This window comes from Longimicrobiales bacterium, assembly GCA_028823235.1.
Lineage (GTDB): Bacteria > Gemmatimonadota > Gemmatimonadetes > Longimicrobiales > Gaopeijiaceae > UBA2589.
The window spans coordinates 42,814-60,134 of record JAPKBW010000017.1 but is presented as its reverse complement, the minus strand read 5'-3'; the positions used below and the strand labels follow the sequence as shown (position 1 = coordinate 60,134).

The 17,321-nt window shown below is 60.4% G+C and carries 14 protein-coding genes; 13 read left to right on the top strand and 1 reads right to left on the bottom strand.

Annotated elements, in window-relative coordinates; genetic code table 11:
- The first annotated feature begins 179 nt into the window (after positions 1-179).
- The 9 genes from OSA81_10575 (at position 180) to OSA81_10535 (ending at position 8,608) form a co-directional block, all read left to right on the top strand.
- A complete protein-coding gene (locus tag OSA81_10575; GenBank protein ID MDE0899452.1) occupies positions 180-1,433 on the top strand; it encodes an NAD(P)/FAD-dependent oxidoreductase in 1,254 nt (417 codons plus the stop codon).
- Between the two features lie 66 nt (positions 1,434-1,499).
- On the top strand, positions 1,500-2,243 hold the full coding sequence (locus OSA81_10570) for an SDR family oxidoreductase (protein MDE0899451.1): 744 nt from the start codon (positions 1,500-1,502) through the stop codon (positions 2,241-2,243).
- Positions 2,240-2,626 carry an NAD(P)-binding protein gene (locus tag OSA81_10565; GenBank protein ID MDE0899450.1) on the top strand — a complete coding sequence of 129 codons (387 nt, stop codon included), beginning with the start codon at positions 2,240-2,242 and terminating at the stop codon, positions 2,624-2,626. Before OSA81_10570 ends, OSA81_10565 begins: the two co-directional genes overlap by 4 nt.
- Positions 2,627-2,936: 310 nt before the next feature.
- Entirely contained in the window at positions 2,937-3,902 is a 966-nt protein-coding gene (locus tag OSA81_10560; GenBank protein MDE0899449.1) for a hypothetical protein, read from the top strand.
- A gap of 68 nt (positions 3,903-3,970) precedes the next feature.
- Positions 3,971-4,663: a tetratricopeptide repeat protein gene (locus OSA81_10555; protein ID MDE0899448.1), complete on the top strand. Its 693-nt coding sequence runs from the start codon at positions 3,971-3,973 to the stop codon at positions 4,661-4,663.
- A 485-nt stretch (positions 4,664-5,148) separates the two neighbouring features.
- Positions 5,149-6,510, top strand: a complete 1,362-nt coding sequence (locus OSA81_10550; protein ID MDE0899447.1) for a M14 family zinc carboxypeptidase — start codon at positions 5,149-5,151, stop codon at positions 6,508-6,510.
- A 196-nt stretch (positions 6,511-6,706) separates the two neighbouring features.
- Complete coding sequence (locus OSA81_10545; protein MDE0899446.1) at positions 6,707-7,096, top strand: hypothetical protein; 390 nt, start codon at positions 6,707-6,709, stop codon at positions 7,094-7,096.
- Positions 7,097-7,394: 298 nt separating this feature from the next.
- Entirely contained in the window at positions 7,395-8,225 is an 831-nt protein-coding gene (locus tag OSA81_10540) for a hypothetical protein (protein MDE0899445.1), read from the top strand.
- A 149-nt stretch (positions 8,226-8,374) separates the two neighbouring features.
- Entirely contained in the window at positions 8,375-8,608 is a 234-nt protein-coding gene (locus tag OSA81_10535; protein MDE0899444.1) for a hypothetical protein, read from the top strand.
- Here OSA81_10535 and OSA81_10530 read toward each other — a convergent pair.
- Positions 8,605-11,763, bottom strand: coding sequence for a hypothetical protein (locus OSA81_10530; protein MDE0899443.1), 3,159 nt, complete (start codon positions 11,761-11,763; stop codon positions 8,605-8,607). The genes OSA81_10535 and OSA81_10530 overlap by 4 nt on opposite strands.
- A 163-nt stretch (positions 11,764-11,926) precedes the next feature.
- On the opposite strand from OSA81_10530, the gene OSA81_10525 reads away from it, so the two are divergent.
- From OSA81_10525 to OSA81_10510, 4 genes are all read left to right on the top strand, one after another.
- Positions 11,927-13,513 carry a hypothetical protein gene (locus OSA81_10525; protein ID MDE0899442.1) on the top strand — a complete coding sequence of 529 codons (1,587 nt, stop codon included), beginning with the start codon at positions 11,927-11,929 and terminating at the stop codon, positions 13,511-13,513.
- A 138-nt stretch (positions 13,514-13,651) separates the two neighbouring features.
- On the top strand, positions 13,652-13,861 hold the full coding sequence (locus tag OSA81_10520) for a hypothetical protein (protein MDE0899441.1): 210 nt from the start codon (positions 13,652-13,654) through the stop codon (positions 13,859-13,861).
- A gap of 273 nt (positions 13,862-14,134) precedes the next feature.
- The gene (locus OSA81_10515) at positions 14,135-15,901 is read left to right on the top strand and encodes a creatininase family protein (GenBank protein ID MDE0899440.1); all 1,767 of its coding nucleotides are present in this window, start codon (positions 14,135-14,137) and stop codon (positions 15,899-15,901) included.
- Between the two features lie 154 nt (positions 15,902-16,055).
- Positions 16,056-17,321, top strand: a complete 1,266-nt coding sequence (locus OSA81_10510) for a cysteine desulfurase-like protein (GenBank protein MDE0899439.1) — start codon at positions 16,056-16,058, stop codon at positions 17,319-17,321.

The window sequence follows — 17,321 nt, the reverse complement described above, 5'->3', positions numbered from 1 at the left end:
ACGCCGTTCCCCGAAAAATTCTGGTAGCTCGGGCGGGTCCCTTTTGCCGACAGGCGCGACCCCAGTACCCCGTCCCTCCCTTTTTGAACGCCCGTGTCGCTACCTATACAACACGGTTTTGTTCAGGGGTTTTCAGTAAGTTCTGGCATGACCATTCATGAACGACCCCCGGGGTTTTAATGCGCGGTGCTCCACTCCCCTCGTCGGCCGAGGTCGTCGTCGTCGGGGCAGGCTTGTCCGGTCTCTCCTGCGCGCTCTTTCTCGAGCAGGCAGGCCTGGACGTCCACGTCGTAGAGGCGTCGGATGCCGTCGGCGGACGAATCCGAACTGACGAAGTCGATGGCTTCACGCTCGATCGTGGTTTCCAGGTACTTCTGACCGCCTATGAGGAGGTGCAAGCACAGATCGACATGCCGCAACTCGACTTGAGAGCCTTCAAGGCAGGGAGCCTGATCTGGAACGGTAGGAGCCTCGAGAAGATGGGAGATCCCTACCGCGACCCGGCGAGTGCCATGGCCTCGCTGAGGGCCAAGGTCGGGTCACTCGCAGACAAGATGAGGGTCGCAAAACTTCGGCGTCGACTCACCAACGCACCAGCAGGCGATTGCTTCAGCGAACCCGACCGTTCGACACAGGATGAGCTCGAGTCGCTCGGTTTCTCGGCCGAATTCATCGACACCTTCTTCCGGCCGTTTCTGGGGGGAGTCTTCCTCGAACGACCGCTTGAGACTTCGGCGAGTCTGTTTCGCTACTACTTTCGGTGTTTCGCGATTGGTGAAGCGACCGTGCCCGCACAGGGCATGCAGCGTCTGCCGGAGCAGATGGCCTCGACGCTGGACGAGCGCATCTCGCTCGGCACGACAGTTCAGGCTGCGTCGGCGACCCAAGTATCGACGGAGGGAGGGCAGACGGTCTCGGCCCAACACGTCGTGGTGGCGCTCGACGGCGCCTCAGCGTCCACGCTGCTCGGCACACCCGTTCCAGCGTTCAAGGCGACCGTCACGTCCTACTTTGCCGCAGAGGAGGCTCCGACTGCAGAGCCCGTTCTGGTCCTGGACGGCGAAGGTACCGGACCTGCAAATCACATCGCGGTCATGAGCAACGTGGCACCCAAGTACGCGCCCGCCGGCGCCCACCTCGTCGCTGTGTCCGGTGTGGACGGGGCTGCCGACGACCCGATGTCCTTCCACACTGCCGCGTCTGATCAGTTGGCCCGTTGGTTCGGTCCTAAGGTCTCGAGTTGGCAGCACCTCAAGACCTATAGGGTCCCGCACGCCCTGCCGCGCCACCCCGCCGGTAGCCTCCAGCAACAGGATTCCGCGAGGCGTCGCGATGGCATCATCGTGGCCGGAGACTACACGGAGTTCGGCTCGATTCAGGGCGCACTCCGTTCAGGCCGGCGAGCCGCCGAGGCGATCCTCGAGGGTCGATGACGCTTCCCACGGCTTCCCCCCCCTCGGTGCCGTATGACTGATCTCTCCAATCGGATTACCAAATAGATGAGTACATCCCCACCGACCTACCTGATTTTCGGCGCCTACGGCGGTATCGGCTCGGCGCTTGCACGCACTCTTCACGCACAGGGTGCCCGACTCGCTCTGTCGGGTCGAGACCCGGAACGCCTCGGCGCCCTGGCCGACCAGCTCACCGCCTTCTCCGTTGTTGCCGACACGACCGACTTCGACGCCGTCGACGCCGCCGTGAGCTCGACGATGGATCGCTTCCAACAGATTGACGGAATGGCCTTGTGCGTGGGAAGCCTGATGCTCAAGCCTGCTCACATGACGAGGCCCGACGAGTGGCTGACTACGCTTCACACCAACCTAACTAGCGCCTTCGCCGCTCTGCGTGCTATCGCTCGACCCATGATCAAAGCGAAGCGAGGAAGTGTGGTCTTCGTCTCGACGGCCGCGGCATCAATCGGGCTGCCGAACCACGAAGCGATCGCCGCCGCTAAGGGTGGCGTCGACGCGCTCGTCCGCTCTGCCGCCGCGACGTACGGTCGAGCAGGGATTCGAGTGAACGCCGTGGCCCCCGGCCTGGTCGACACCCCACTCACGGCCCGAATCACGAGCAGCGACGTCGCCCGGTCGTCTTCGGAAGCGATGCACGCTCTTGGTCGCTTAGGCACGGCAGAGGAGGTCGCCGAGTCGATTCGCTGGCTCCTATCGGACGACGCCGGCTGGATCACGGGACAGACGCTTGGCGTCGACGGGGGACTCAGCACTGTTCGCTCGGCATGACCCACCGCGTCGGAGTGATCGGCGCGGGACTATCTGGCCTCATGGCCGCCCGCACACTGCAACTCGCCGGCCTCGAGGTTGTCGTCTTCGACAAAGGCCGGCGAGCCGGTGGGCGCGCTAACACCCGAGAGCACAGTGACTATCGATTCGATCACGGGGCGCAGTTCTTCACCGTCCGAGACGAAGCGCTCGGGCCCCACCTCCAAGGTTGGCAGCGCGAGGGCCTTGTTCAGGAGTGGGGTGGTCGGCTAGTGCGGATCGAAGGAGAGACCATGTCCCCCGCCAAGGCGGCGATTCAGGGGCGGATGACTCGCGAACAAATAGCCGAAGCCCAGCGGATGTCCCGCGAGTGGCTAGAGGCGCATCCCCCCGGCGGCAACTAGCCCCCCTCCGTGGCACCCAGCCACACCTAGCTGCCTAGCAGTGTTCTGCTCGTCCTGAGTTGCGGGTACGATGAGGGTAGGGGCAGAATAAGGGCATGAATAGAAAGCTACTATTCGGGATCGCGCTGATAGCGGTCGGGTGTGCTGAAACAACCCCACGGAAAACCTCGAACATCTGGGTGATATTCAATTGAATAATGTTTCACGAAGGACGTTTCTAAGCGCCGCGGGACTGACCATCGCTAGTGCCGCCTTGCCGCCGATAGCATACAGCACTGAAATGAGTCACCGCGCTCGGATTGAGGCTGCCTTGGCGAATCTCCCAACTGACCGTACCCCGCTGAGCTTTTGGTGGCACTGGGCAAACCAAGATCGCTCGCCGAGACGCCTTGCAGAATTAGCAGTTCACCTTCAGCGACGGCTTGATATGGACTTCGTCAAGTTTTCTCCTTACGGGCTGTATTCTGTTGTGGATTGGGGTGTCCAACTAAATGTTCGAGGAGGATCGGATACACCAATCCTGGCGGAAAGCCCGATTCAAAAGCCCGACGACTGGCTGAAGATCACACCGGTCCGAAGCGATGCTGGTGAATATCTCATTGTACTTGAAGCTCAGCGTATTGCCCTTGAAATGCTTAACGGTGACGTACCATTTGTGCAGACGGTATTTTCACCACTAACCTCAGCATCAAAGATCGCAGGACCTGGCAAGCTGCTGCAGTACATGCAGGACTCCCCAAGACAAGTACATGCCGCCCTCGAAGTTATCACCGAAACTAGCCGAAGCTTCGTCGAAAGGGTCGTCTCTGGTGGGGCGGATGGTGTCTTTTTCGCCAATCAATGGGCGGGGTTAGACCTTCTGCCACCGGATCTCTACAACGAATTTTCCAAACCGTACGACCTACAGATGCTCGAACCGCTAAAGGGCAAGACTTGGTTCAATATCTATCACCTGCATGCTCACGATATAAACTTTGACGGTGTTCTCGACTATCCTGTCGAGGCTTTCAACTGGCATGACCAAGACTATGGCCCATCCATCGCAGAAATGCGCACACGCACTGACAAGTGCCTGATCGGCGGGATTACACCAAGCGCGGGCGGTCCATTGGTAGCGGGTTCAACAACTGATGTTGATCGTGAAGTTGCGGACGCGATACAGCAATCTGGTGGTACCGGTTTCATCCTGGGCCCAGGCGAAGTTGTAGATCCCTCATCGAAACCAGAGAACGTTGATCAAATACTCAAGAGCGTTCTATCAGCAGTTCATAGATAGGATCAGTATGGTAGTGTTCTGCTCGTCCTGAGTTGCGGGTTTGAGTGGAGCAGGGGCAGAATTGGGGCATGAAGAAAACTCTGTTATTTGCGCTTGCTCTAGCAGTCATCCCCGTTGGGGTTGATGCACAGGTCACTCCATCGGCTTCTTGCGCGGACATAAGCCCGTCGTCTGCCTTGGAGGATGTCCGTTCCTGTGCCGAGCGGGGGTATCCCGTTGCCCAGACCAGACTCGGGCGTATGCACGCCACTGGCGAAGGCGTGCCGGAGGACTATGCGGAGGCGATACGTTGGTTTCGGTTAGCTGCCGAGCAAGGGAATGCGCTTGCCCAGAACGGCCTCGGGGTTATGCACTCCGAAGGCTGGGGTGTGCCGGAGGACGCTGCGGAGGCGGCACGCTGGTATCGGTTAGCAGCTGAGCAGGGGTATGCCGCTGCCCAGAGCAACCTCGGGCTCATGCACATTTATGGTGCCGGCCTGCCGCAGGACTATGCGGAGGCAGCACGCTGGGTTCGGTTAGCTGCCGAGCAAGGGGATGCCGATGCCCAGTACCTCCTCGGGTTTTTGTACGACAACGGCGAAGGCGTGGTAGAGGACAATGTCCTAGCCTATATGTGGTACAATCTCGCGGCAGACCGAGGAAGTGAGATTGCGCTGGACAACAAAGGCATCGTAGAACAGCGGATGACTCGCGAACAAATAGCCGAAGCCCAACGTCTGTCCCGCGAGTGGCTAGAGGCGCATCCCCGCGGCGGCACCTAGCTCCTCCGTGGCACCCAGCCCTGTCCGTTTCCCGTCCGTCTACACGTATCGCTCGGCACGGTCTCGTTTCAGGGGGGCACCGCTGGGGGAACATCGAAGCGCCCGACCCGTACACCGGGATATGCCAAGACATCTTATCGCTAGTGCCGCATCACACTGACCTGGGACCAGGCGAGCGAGTCGATCGATGCCTGGAGCGCCAGTGGCTGCAAGAGAAGACCTCGACGGGTTTGTCCGCGAGGCGCTGAATTACCTGTAGGCCTGCAAAGCAAAGCATGGCGACTGCAGGGTGCCCGCCACCTTCAAGACCGAGGATGGGTTCAGGCTCGGCGGTTCGATCCCGCCTGGCTCCACTTATGGAAAGAAAAGCCCTCTAATGACTTAGGTTGTTGGGGGGCTTTGCTATTATGCATCCCCTTATGGCAGAGCGTGCATCCAGCCCCTTAGCTATTCCTGTAATTCAACAGAAGGAGACCGATAAGCTGATGACTTCTAGACCCGACGATGCCGAAGTACGAGCGTGCCCTTGTCCATCGGGTTCCTTGAGTCGGCGGCGGACGGAGTGGAGTGCGGAGACCGGCCCCCGTTCGCGTCGATCATCCCTGCTTGCGATCGGCCTTCTTCCGATTCTCGGAGCGTGCTCGGACCAGGGACTCGGGCCACCCGAGGAAGTTAGCCCTACCGTAACCGGGTTCGAGGAGCGGAGCGGTCTAGAGTTCACGACTCATTCAGAAGAACTCGCGTTTCTGGCCGCGGTCGATGCCGAATCCGACCGAGTCCGAATTACCGAGGTCGGGACGTCGGTCCGAGGCCGCCCGATCCACCTCGTGCGGCTCGGCTATCCGGAGCCAGCTCCCGATGATCAGATCGCGGCAGGGCCGTCACTCCTCGTCGTAGGCGCTCAGCACGGGAACGAGCCGGCAGGACGCGAGGCTGCGCTCCAATTCCTGCGCGACCTCGCCCTCGACGAGGCAAGCCTGCTTCCCGACGCTTTGAGCACAGCCACGGTCCTAGTCATTCCCACCGCGAATCCCGACGGACGGGTCGCGAACACACGCCGCAATGCGGACAACGTCGATATCAACCGGGACCATCTCGCCCTCGTCTCACCCGAGGCCCGGACCATTGCGCAGGTCATTCGGGACTTCCGACCGGATCTTGTGGTGGACGCTCACGAGCGAGGGGCCACAACGCCCGACCTGCAGCTGCTCTGGCCTCGGAATCTCAACGTTTACGGGCCGGTCCGGGACCTTTCGCGAGCCCTGGTTGAGGACCACCTCTTCGATCAGCTTCCCCTAGCCGGTTATAGTGTCGAGTTATACGGCGCGGGCCCAGGCGGGGCGGGCGGCGAAGACGAAAGGATGCTGCGCAATACCGTCGGGCTTCGTCATGCCCTCGGGCTTCTCGTCGAATCATCGAGCCAGCTGGGAGCGCCGCTGCGCGCGGCTGCCCATCAGGAGACGATGAACTCGGTCCTAAAGTTCTTCTGGAACCGATCGAGCGAGATCGTCACCGCGGTCACAGCTGCGCCGGGGGCCAAGGAAGCCACCGGTCGGGAGCGCTCTGAACCGTTCTACCTGTTTGGAGCGGATGACAACGCCCCGACCCCGGACCAGATACTCGATCCCCCTCCGTGCGCCTATGCGCTCAGCACAGAACAGGTGACTACGCTCCAGTCACAGATCACGCTCTTGGAACTCCAGACCGAGACGGACGGCTCAGGCGTTCTTGTCCGCATGGATCAACCCATGATGACGGTCGTTCCATTCTTGGTGGATGCTGGTGCCCGAGAGCCGAGAGTGACTGGGGTGGCTAGAGTGCCGGCGGTGGAGTGTGGTGCTCCATAAGGGTGGGGTCGGCGTTTCCTGAAAAAATAGGTACCATCATCCAGTGACGTAGAGAGAGTTTCGTCCTCCTCTCGTCGCCCTTGACGGTTACATACAGCTCTGTCCGTTTCCCGTCCGTCTACACGTATCGCGCGACACGGTCTCGCAGGGGGCACGGCCGGGGGAACATCGAAGCGCCCGACCCGTACACCGGGATATGCCAAGATATCTTGTCGCGGGTGCGGCCGCGCTGCTCCTAGCCCTCTTGGGCACGGCGTGCGGATTGACGGAGCCCCAAGCGGTAATCTGCACAAGGGAGTTCCGTTACGGGGTCATGGCTACCGTCACGGATGCGGCGGATGGTGCCCAGGCAACGGAGGGACTTTCCGGCGTCCTCGTGGAAGGGTCGTATCGTGAAGAGATGGAGGTCGGGGGTAACGTTCTCTTCGGAGCGGGAGAGCGAGCAGGACTTTACGAGCTGACGATTGTGGCGGACGGGTATGTTACGTGGACTCAGAACGATATTGAGGTGACTGCTGACGAGTGCCATGTCGACCCGGTGAGGCTTGAAGTCCAGCTACATCGTTCAGTCCAAACGGGACCCTAGCTCTCTCACCCTCGAGTGCTGTTGATAACCGTCGTGCCCTAAAGCACGGAGCCTCCTGCGGGGTTGTTGCATGGCTTGGTCATGTGGACAGATCCCCGCTCCCTCGAGCGGGCGGTCAGGTTACTCGATAGCTTTCGGGCATGCTGAGGCAGGTCCTAATGTTGAGGATGTGGCACGCCAGCTGAGAAGCGGCGATTAGGCCCCGGGCACTCTGTGGCATATAGCCGCACCTCGCTATCAAGCACTGTTTCACTCATTCGAAGTTGCGGGTATGAGTGGTGTGTGGGCAGAATTAGGCATGAAGAAAGACTTGCTGTTCGCGCTGACCATTCCGCTCGTTCCTTTGTTCCTGCTCGTCTCATGCGGCGAGGATGCTACCGGGCCGACAGACCCAGGAAACGACCCCAACTTCACTATTGTCGCCCATTCCGATGCGGGTTTCACGTCTACTAATCGAAAGGTTGATGTTCTTGGAGTGCCCATCTATGCGTACGCTAATGTAGAGGACGTGAAGCTACTGCACGCCGCTAATATTATGGCTCAGTACCTAGACAATGATGAAGATGGCGTCGTCGACAATCCGGCTTTAATGAGTGCCCTTATATCCAGCAACGCCGCGTTGTATATGTGGAAGCAAGAGAGCCAGCAGGGTTCAATTAATGCCCAAGATCTAGGCGCAGATGAGTCGGTTCCTGCTTGGCATAACAACGGGCATACGAGCCGATTCGATGCCGCGCTGGAAGAAATTTGGCATGTCATCACGCACTCCGGGTTTGCCAAGGCCTATCCGGATGCGTTCGGAGAAGACGCTGGCACATCGTTGACGAACGCTATGGACATCGCGAGAGGTGGACGCTTCCAGTCGGTTCCAACCCCTTATCCGGGGGCGGCGTGGTACACGTATGATGACCAAACTTGTGATTACGGTTGTATGGCCACTGAGTACATCTATTGGGCGATGACCTCAGTCTTGGGGGCACAGGAGAACCGCGCAGGTGAGATTCAACAGGAATGGAAGCTCAATACGAAAGCCAAGGTCGAGCAGATGGATGGGGCCATATATCAGCTATTGATTGATCCTCAATACGTCTTTCCGATTGTATTGCCAGACGGGACATACAGGAGATAGTGGGCGAGAGGTGCCATGGTATCTTCACGCGATCAAGCTCGGTTCTGCGCGTCCCTAAGTTGCGGGCCTGAGCGGGACAGGGGCAGAATTAAGGGGAGTACTACTCGTATTCCCTCGTCCTCTCAATCTGTGAAGGCGACAATTAGACAGTGAAGAAAATCGTCACCACATCGCGTGCGAAAGCGGCTTGTAAGTGGCGCGCGCGCGTATCCTTCGTGATTAGTGTGTCGATTTTTGTGAATGACGCCTTTATACGGAGTGTTACCGCCGTCGACGCAGGGATCGTCATGTCCGTATGCCTGATGTCGAGCGTCGCGGAGTGGACAGGAGATCCTATGGATCAGGTTGTCGCGTTTATCTCTGGTGCAGGCCTGATTACCTAGCCGCCTCGTCGGGTGGGGACGGTTAGCGGGGCTCCCGGATCGGGTCTTACGCCCTCGGCGTCCAGCGCGTCGTTGAGGGCAGGCACAGAAATCTCGATGAGCACGTTGAGACGCTCCACTAGTGGTGGGACCGCTTGCCAGGCGGCGTCGACCTGCCAGATTTGGTCCTCTGTAGGCAGCGTCGAGGAGCCCTGGATCGCACCACCGACCCCTGCCCATGCACTGGCCTCACCGAGCCCGGTGCGCACTGCTTCCAGTTCTTTCTGGATTTCGGCGAGCGTCTCGGTCAGCGCCTCGGTCTCGCCCTGGTATTCCTCCAGCAGGGACTCCGCCTCTTCCATTTGGTCGGTAAGGCGCTGTGCGGCCTGAGTGGCCTCAAAAAGTGGTGCGGCTAAATGATTTAGACTCATCAGCGCATCCTGCCTGGCCCGTCGATCGGCCATCGTCATCGAACGCCTTGGGTCGGCCTGGATCTCCACGGTCGAGCTGAAGTCGTCTTCCCCGACGTGGAGCGTCACGGTGTACTGCCCCGGCATGACGATCGGCCCCTGGGGTGTGCCACCCCCCCGGCCTCGACCGCCGCCGCCCTCACCGGCGCGAGTTTCATATGGTGCATCATACCGCCAGTTCCAGAGAATTTCGTTCACTCCTGGTTCGGCAGGCCCGTCAAACGTTCGGACCGTCGCCCCAGAGCTGTCTGTGATTTCGACGCTAAAGTCGTGCTCGTCTGCGCCCTCGTCACGGACGTAGTAGCGGATAGGGGTCGCCCGCGGTGGGTTTGAAGCAGAGTAGGTCGCGCCGTAAAACGGCCAGTCGCCCATCTGAGCCCACATCACCGTCGTCTTTAGCGGAAATACATGCCCAGATTGCGCCATCACCGACCGTGAGAGGTGCTCGAGCGGCGCGATGTCAGCCATGATCCACGCGCTGCGGCCATGCGTGCCGAGAATCAGGTCGTTCTCTCGTGGATGAATGGCGATGTCGTCGACCGGGACCACCGGAAGATTGTTCTTCAGCTGCGTCCACGACTCACCGCGGTCAATCGAAAAGTAGACCCCGATCTCGTTCCCGACGAAGAGCAGGTTCGGCGCGCGGTGATGCTCAGTGATCACGTTCACGGACCATCCGTGCGGGAGTCCGTCGTCGATTCTGTTCCAGTCTTTACCGTAGTTCTCACTGACGTAAACATACGCAGAGTAGTCGCCGTTCCGATGTCCGTCGAAGGTCGCGTAGATGCGACCTTCGGCGTGGGCCGAGGGAGCGACTCGACTAACGTAGGTACGCTCGGGGAGACCTGGAATTCGATCCGCCACGTTCTCCCACGTGTCACCACCATCCATCGTGACCTGAAGGTTTCCGTCGTCGGTCCCAGCGTAGATCACATCCGGTGTGAACCGGGATTCAGCCAATGTGGTCAGGTTGCCGTATGTCGAAGTCCCGTCGTGAATGGACATCATCGGCTCACTACCGGGCACACCCATGATCTCCAGCTCGGCCCGATCGATTTGTTTGGTGAGGTCCACGCCGCCGACTTCTTCCCAAGACATGCCTCTGTCGCGCGAGCGCATGAGATAGTTGCCACCGAGGTAGATGGTGGCAGGGTCGTGTTGTGAGATCAGAAGAGGTGCGTTCCAGTTGAAGCGGTACGCCTTGGCGGTGTCTCCATTTTCACGCGGGCCGGTGATCGGTCGCATCGGGGTCTTCTCCCCGGTAATCAGGTCGTACCGGTTCATGTTTCCGCCTTGCGACTCCGAGAAAACGATCGTGGAGTCGGTGGGGTCGACCACGGTCCAGAAACCGTCCCCGTAGGCAGTCTCGTACCAGTCCTGATTACGAATGCCGTGGAAGGACCGCGTGTTTGACGGACCACACCAGGGGTTGTTGTCCTGCAGACCACCGCAGACTGCGTAGGGATCGCGCATATCGTAGGAAATGGTGTAGAATTGACCGAGAGCGAGGTTGTCAAACATCCGCCAGTGTCCGGTGCCATCCCAGGAGGCTGAGACGCCGCCGTCGCTTCCCAAGATCAGGTGATCCGGGTCCTTGGGGTTGATCCAGAGCGCGTGGTGATCCACGTGGATCTGGGTCGCGCCATCACTGCGAAACGTCTTGCCGGCGTCGTCCGACACCATCAGCGCGCTCCCCAGTACGTAGATCCGATCGGAGTTGCTCGGGTCGATCTCGACCCGCGAGTAGTACATCGGTCGAGGGTTCGTGTCCGACATCTTTTCCCATGTGGACCCGCGGTCCGTGGAGCGGAAGATGCCACTCTCGCTCGACTCGCCTCCTCCACCGAAGCCCTGACTGGCGGACCTGAGGTCCGCCTCGATGAGCGCATACACGACATTGCCGTCCTGCCGGAAGATGTCGACACCGATCCGACCTTTGTCACCCTCGGGAAGTCCTTCCGTGAGCTCGGTCCAGTTCGCTCCGCCGTCCATCGTCCGGTACAGGCCGGATCCCGGTCCACCGCCGTTGAAGCCCCATCCAGTGCGCCGCCTCTGATACATGGCTGCGAAGAGGGTCATCGGATCATCTGGATCCATGGCGAGATCGATCGCACCCGTGTCTTCGTCGATGAACAGAACGTTCTCCCACGTTTGCCCGCCGTCGGTCGTGCGAAAGACCCCACGCTCGGGGCTGGGCCCCCACAGGTCACCGACTGCGGCGACGTAGACGACGTCGGGGTTCCGCGGATGGATAAGGACCCGCGCAATATGTTTGGTCTCTTCTAGGCCCATGTGCGCCCAGTTTTCACCACCATCCATCGACTTGTAGACACCGTTGCCCCAGGGGGACGACTGCCGGTTCTGCGGCTCCCCTGTGCCTACCCAGACGAGATTGGGGTTGGCCTGATCAATGGTGACGTCTCCGATCGAGCTGGTCGGTTGGTCATCGAAGAGCGGCGTCCATGATGTCCCATGATCCCCTGTCTTCCAAAGCCCGCCGGATGCCGTGCCGAGGTAGAACATCTGCGGCTTCGATTCTACCACTGCGAGGGCGGCGATTCGGCCGCCCATGAGGGCCGGGCCGATTTCCCGGTATCCCAGTCGGGAGACCGTCGTGGCAAGGTCCGGGGCCTGTGCCGTGGCAGGAGCCGGAGCGATGCCGCCGAAAGCGGACACAATGAGGGCGAGGGTGCCGATGCGCTTCATGGCAATGTCTCTACTCGATGGGTCGAGTTGTTGTGGAATGGTGGAACGGGTATTGTGCCGCCGCTCCGCTGAATCGCAAGGAGGTGCGGCGTGAGCGGTCGTTGGCTGACTTGGCTATTCTCGTCCGACGGATCCGGCTAGAATTCTCTCGTCGGACCGAGCTATGGCTGAAAGGAGAAATCTCATTTCCAAGCGGCTCCCCCCCGCCCAGGCCGCTCTCCTGCCTGTCGGCTTCGCGGCAGGCATCGCCGTCGCGACCCGGATTTTCCCACAGGTCGCACAGCAGCCCATGGTCCTGCGGAGTTTCCTCGGGGCGTCTTCCGTGCTCTTGCTGGGCGCCGTCGTACTCTTCCTTACCGCCTCACGGAACCGCCGTGAATTGACGATCGAGGTGGCGATCCGAACGCCCCACTGGCTTCAGGCGTGTGCTCAGGGCACGCTCATGCTGTACTGGGGATGGCACGTAACGTCGGTCTATCAGAACCTGCCGCTCCTCATCGGACAGCTTCTGTTCGCGTATGGCTTCGATGCGCTCCTTCAGTGGTATCGCGGAGACCGTTATCAGATCGGGTTCGGCCCGTTCCCCATTCTGATCAGTATCAACTTCTTCCTCTGGTTCCGGCCCGAGTGGTACTACTGGCAGTTCGCGATCGTGGCGCTCGGCTTTCTGGTGAAGTCGTTCATCCACTGGGAACGAGACGGTCAAAAACGGCACATCTTCAATCCGTCGTCTTTTCCACTCTCCGTCTTTTCTCTTGTTTTGATTCTGACAGGGACGACGGACCACACCTTTGGGCTCGAAATTGCCCAGTCGTTGTTCAATCCACCCCTGATCTATCTGGCCGTGTTTCTCGTCACGCTGCCGGCCCAGATGCTGTTTGGCGTAGCGACAATGACGATCGCTTCTGTGATCACGGCATACAGTTGGAGTCTTCTCTACTTCGGGGTGACGGGCACGTTCTTTTTTCGCGATGCATATATTCCGATCGCCGTTTTTCTCGGGATGCATTTGCTCTTCACTGATCCGGCGACGTCGCCGAAATCAGAGCAGGGTCGGGTAATCTTCGGAGTACTGTACGCTTCGTTTACCATTGCACTGGCTGGGATTCTTGAAGGTGTGGGCGCCCCGGCCTTTTACGACAAGCTGCTCCCGATCCCGATCTTGAATCTCATGGTGCGACGGATCGATCGGGTCGCGGTGACGGGCTTTTTCAAATATCTCGAACCGGCGCGGATTCTCGGACTCGTGGGTCTCCGGACCCCTCGGCTCGCCACCGCCGGGTTGTGGGCGATGCTCTTCGGTGGACTGGCGCTTACAGGAGGGGTCGGTGACGAGCATCCGGGGCAGTATCTCCCCTTCTGGGATCAGGCGTGCGAAGCCGGGAATGAGCGGGCTTGCACCTACGTGATTTCCGTTGAACGGGTCTACTGCGAACGAGGATCAGGCTGGGCGTGCAACGAGCGAGGGTTGACGCTCATCGACACATTTGGCGACACGGAGACCGCTCGGAGTGACTTCCAGCGCGCATGTGCGCTGGCCTTCCGCACCGGTTGCTCGAATGTGATCGTCGTCGAGACCGGTAGTGAATCGTTTGCCTCTGCGCCGCCCCCGATCGAGGATTTTCCGACGATCATTCGCGGCAGCAAGGGCCCAGTGAGGACTCGGGACCCGGTCGAATTGTATGCGTTGGCATGTGCCCGGGGCTGGCCCGACACTTGCGATGGTCCAGGGGCCGGAGGGGGCGGCTGACGAGCTTCCTTTCTGGGCGCAGGAATGAGCAGATTCAGTGCTGAACCTGCCACATGCACAGCCGCTTCCTGCACGGTGCTCAGAGTCGTTGGGCGCTCGGAACTGAGACCGAATCGAATCCTTCGAAGCGAGCCCGACATGCCTGAAGCAGAACCTATCGACGCACTCATCATCGGTACTGGACAGGCCGGGAATCCTCTGGCTGGAGTGTTGGCGGAAGCGCGGTGGAAGACGGCCATCATCGAGGAAGGACCGGGTTGGTGGGACTTGTGTGATCCGTGGGTGCACGCCAACCAAGACAATGGTCGCCAGCGCGCGTGTCGCTTATTTCGCGTCCCGAGCGGCTGACTACGGAGTGAAAACGGGTGACGTGTCCTTAGGCCTCGGGGTCGTGCGGCAGCGGAAGCGAGCCATCGTCGATAGCTGTAGCGCCGGCAGTCAGAAGGGGCTGGAGCTTCACGAGACCTTGGAGTCCTCTCTCTGGCGGTCTCGGAGCTCACAGCTCAGAGGCGTGCCTGCGGCGCATAGTTCACCTGGCGATAGGGCGCCCGCGAGTCCCTCTGGCGCGTTGCGCACGGGACGTGCAGTCTCGTGCGAGATTCGCCTACTCGGAGATGCTGTATGAAAAAGATACTCCTCGCGGCTAGCGCCGTGCTTCTGACCGCGACCGCGGCCGAGGCACAGCAGCAGCGCGACCCCAACTCGATGGGTGGTGGTGCCTGCGCTGCCAACGTCTATAACTGCGCAACGACACCGAATCCACTCCCAGCGCCCAACACGGTCTGGCTAGAAGAGATGACCTGGATGGACGTCCGGGACGCGCTCGCTTCTGGTATGACTACAGCACTCATCCCGACGGGCGGCGTGGAGCCTAACGGCCCTTGGCTGGCGACGGGGAAGCACAATTTCGTGCTCCGCGCGAACTGCGATGCGATCGCTCGCGAGCTCGGGGATGCGATCTGCGCGCCGATCATCAAGTTCGTGCCAGAGGGCAACATCGACCCGCCGAGCAGTCACATGACAAGCCCTGGCACGATCTCGATGCGTCAGGAGACCTTCGAGGCGATGCTCACGGACGTGGCGCACAGTCTCAAGATGCACGGCTTCCGGAACATCATCTTCTTCGGTGACAGTGGTGGAAATCAGGGCGGTCAGCGGGCCGTTGCCGAGAAGCTCAACGCGATGTGGGACGGCACGGTCGTCGCCCATGTTCAGGAATATTACGACTATGGCACCGTGGGCGACTACATGGCTTTCCGCGGATTCCCCGAGGGTGGAGCAGGGGATGGCCTGCACGACGATCCGATCATCACACTCAACATGTTTGCGGATGAGCCGTTCTCGGTCCGCTATCAGGAGCGTGTCGACGCGGGACTCGCGACGATCAACGGTGTGGACATCTCCGACCGGGTTCAAAGCCTGAAGTGGGCCCGGGAAATCGTAGACTTCAGAGCCGACCACACGGTCGGCTTCATCAATCAGGCGATTGCCCAGGGGCGGACCACCCCCGTCGCGCCACGGGCTGGTGGTGGGCGTGGAGGGCCTCCTGGGGGAGGGCAGCGCCCGGCCCCTGATCCACGCAACATGGGCGGCGGCCAGTGCGCCGATAACACCTTCAACTGCGCAGACACACCGAACCCACTACCGGCCACTGAGACGCTCTGGATTGAGCGCATGACGTGGATGGACGTGCGGGACGCGTTAGCGGCTGGAAAGACGACCGCGATTATTTCCACGGGTGGAATGGAGCCTAACGGTCCTTGGCTCGTGACCGGGAAGCACAACTATGTGCTTCGTGAGAATTGCCCGCGCATTGCGATTTATCTTGGCAACGCATTGTGTGCGCCGGTGCTGGAACTCGTACCGGAGGGGAGCATCGAGCCTCCGTCGGGACACATGACGAGTCCTGGGACCATCAGTCTGCGTCAAGAGACGTTCGAGGCGGTCCTCACCGATATGGCGGAAAGCCTGTACCAACACGGCTTCGAGAACATCGTCTTCATCGGTGACAGTGGTGGGAATCAGAGCGGAATGGGCAACGTCGCTGACGCATTGAATGCCAAGTGGGGCGGATCAGCTGCCGCCCACTTCATCCCTGAGTACTACCGGAGTCCGGAGGGGTCGAGGAACGTCTTGAGAGAGCTCGGGGTGACTCACGAAGGCATGCCAAGCGACGGGCTGCACGACAGTCCGGGTATCGGTCTGAACATGATGCTCGATGATGTGAATTCGGTCCGTTGGGCGGAGCGGGTCGCGACCGGTGAGGCAATGATCAACGGTGTCGACATCTCTGACCTGAACCAGGCCCTGCAGTGGGCCGACGAGATCGCGGACGCCCGATCGGAGCGGACAGCTGGCATCATCCGCGAGCGGATCGAGAGCCGGTAGGAAGACTCGCCGATCGCTCTGAGCGATTAGGCCGACGGAAGATCGGGGCGGCGCTGGATGCACGGCGTCGCCCTGATTCCTTTGTATATCATGTCGACGCCTCTCTCTAGACTATGGTGCATTCACAAGACCTTATCAGACCTCCGGATAATCGATGACCAAGCTCGACCTTGCATTCGTACGCAGTCAGTTCCCTGCGCTCGAGGGCGGTGAATGCTTTTTCGACAACGGCGGCGGCTCGCAGATTCTCCGGCCGGTCCTGGATCGACTGCAGGCGTTTCTGGTTCGGTCCAACGTCCAGTTGGGCGCCACCTATGCCACATCAGGTGTGGCCGCAGAGCGGGTGGCTCAGGCGCACCGAGCCGTCGCAGCTCTGATCAACGCGACGGATCCTGACGAGGTCGTGATGGGCCCGTCTACCACGGCGCTTCTCAGTATGCTCGCGCGCAGCTTGGCGCATGTGATCAAACCGGGTGACGAGGTGATCGTCACCAACGGGGATCATGAGGCCAACATCGCTCCGTGGGTTGAGCTCGAGCAGGCCGGGGCCGTGGTTCGATTCTGGCAGGTTGACCCCTCGTCCGGCGAGCTCGACATCGAAGCCTTAGGGAATCTGTTGTCGGACCGCACTCGATTCGTTGCCATGACCCATGCGTCGAATATTCTCGGATCCATCAACCCGGTGCGCAGGGTCGCTGACATGGTTCACGAGGCAGGCGCATGGCTCTGCGTAGATGGGGTCGGGTTCGCCCCCCACCGTGCGGTTGATGTTCAGGCTCTCGACGCGGACTTCTACGCGTTCAGTTTCTACAAGACCTTCGGGCCCCATCACGCGGTGTTGTACGGACGGCGTCACCTGCTCGAAACACTTCCTGGGCAGGGCTTCTACTTCATCCCGGAAGGCGACGTACCCTACAAGCACCAGCCCGGCAACGTGAATTACGAACTGAGTTACTCATTGCTGGGCCTGTTGGACTATCTGGAACAGCTGGCCGGGGTCGAGCAGACGGCAAAGGTTGGACTGGCAGCAGGTGTGGACGATTGGACTCGGACCTGGCATCACCGCCCCGTCACTCAGGCGTTTGACCAGATCTCCCTCCACGAGGAGCGACTGAGCGAGTCGCTGCTTGCTTTCTTGCAGAGCAAATCGGGTGTGCGGGTGATTGGCTCACCCCGCGCCGACCGGGCCGAGCGCGTATCGATTATCTCCTTCGTCTCGGACCGAATGAGCAGCAGGGAGGTCGTCGAGTCGGTCGACCAGCACGGAATCGGCATACGCTACGGTCACTTCTACTCCGCCCGCCTGATTGGTGCATTGGGGCTGTCCAGCGACGACGGAGTTGTGCGTGTCAGCATGGTCCACTACAACACCCTTGAAGAGGTCGCAGATCTGATCGCGATCCTCGATCCTTTGCTCTGA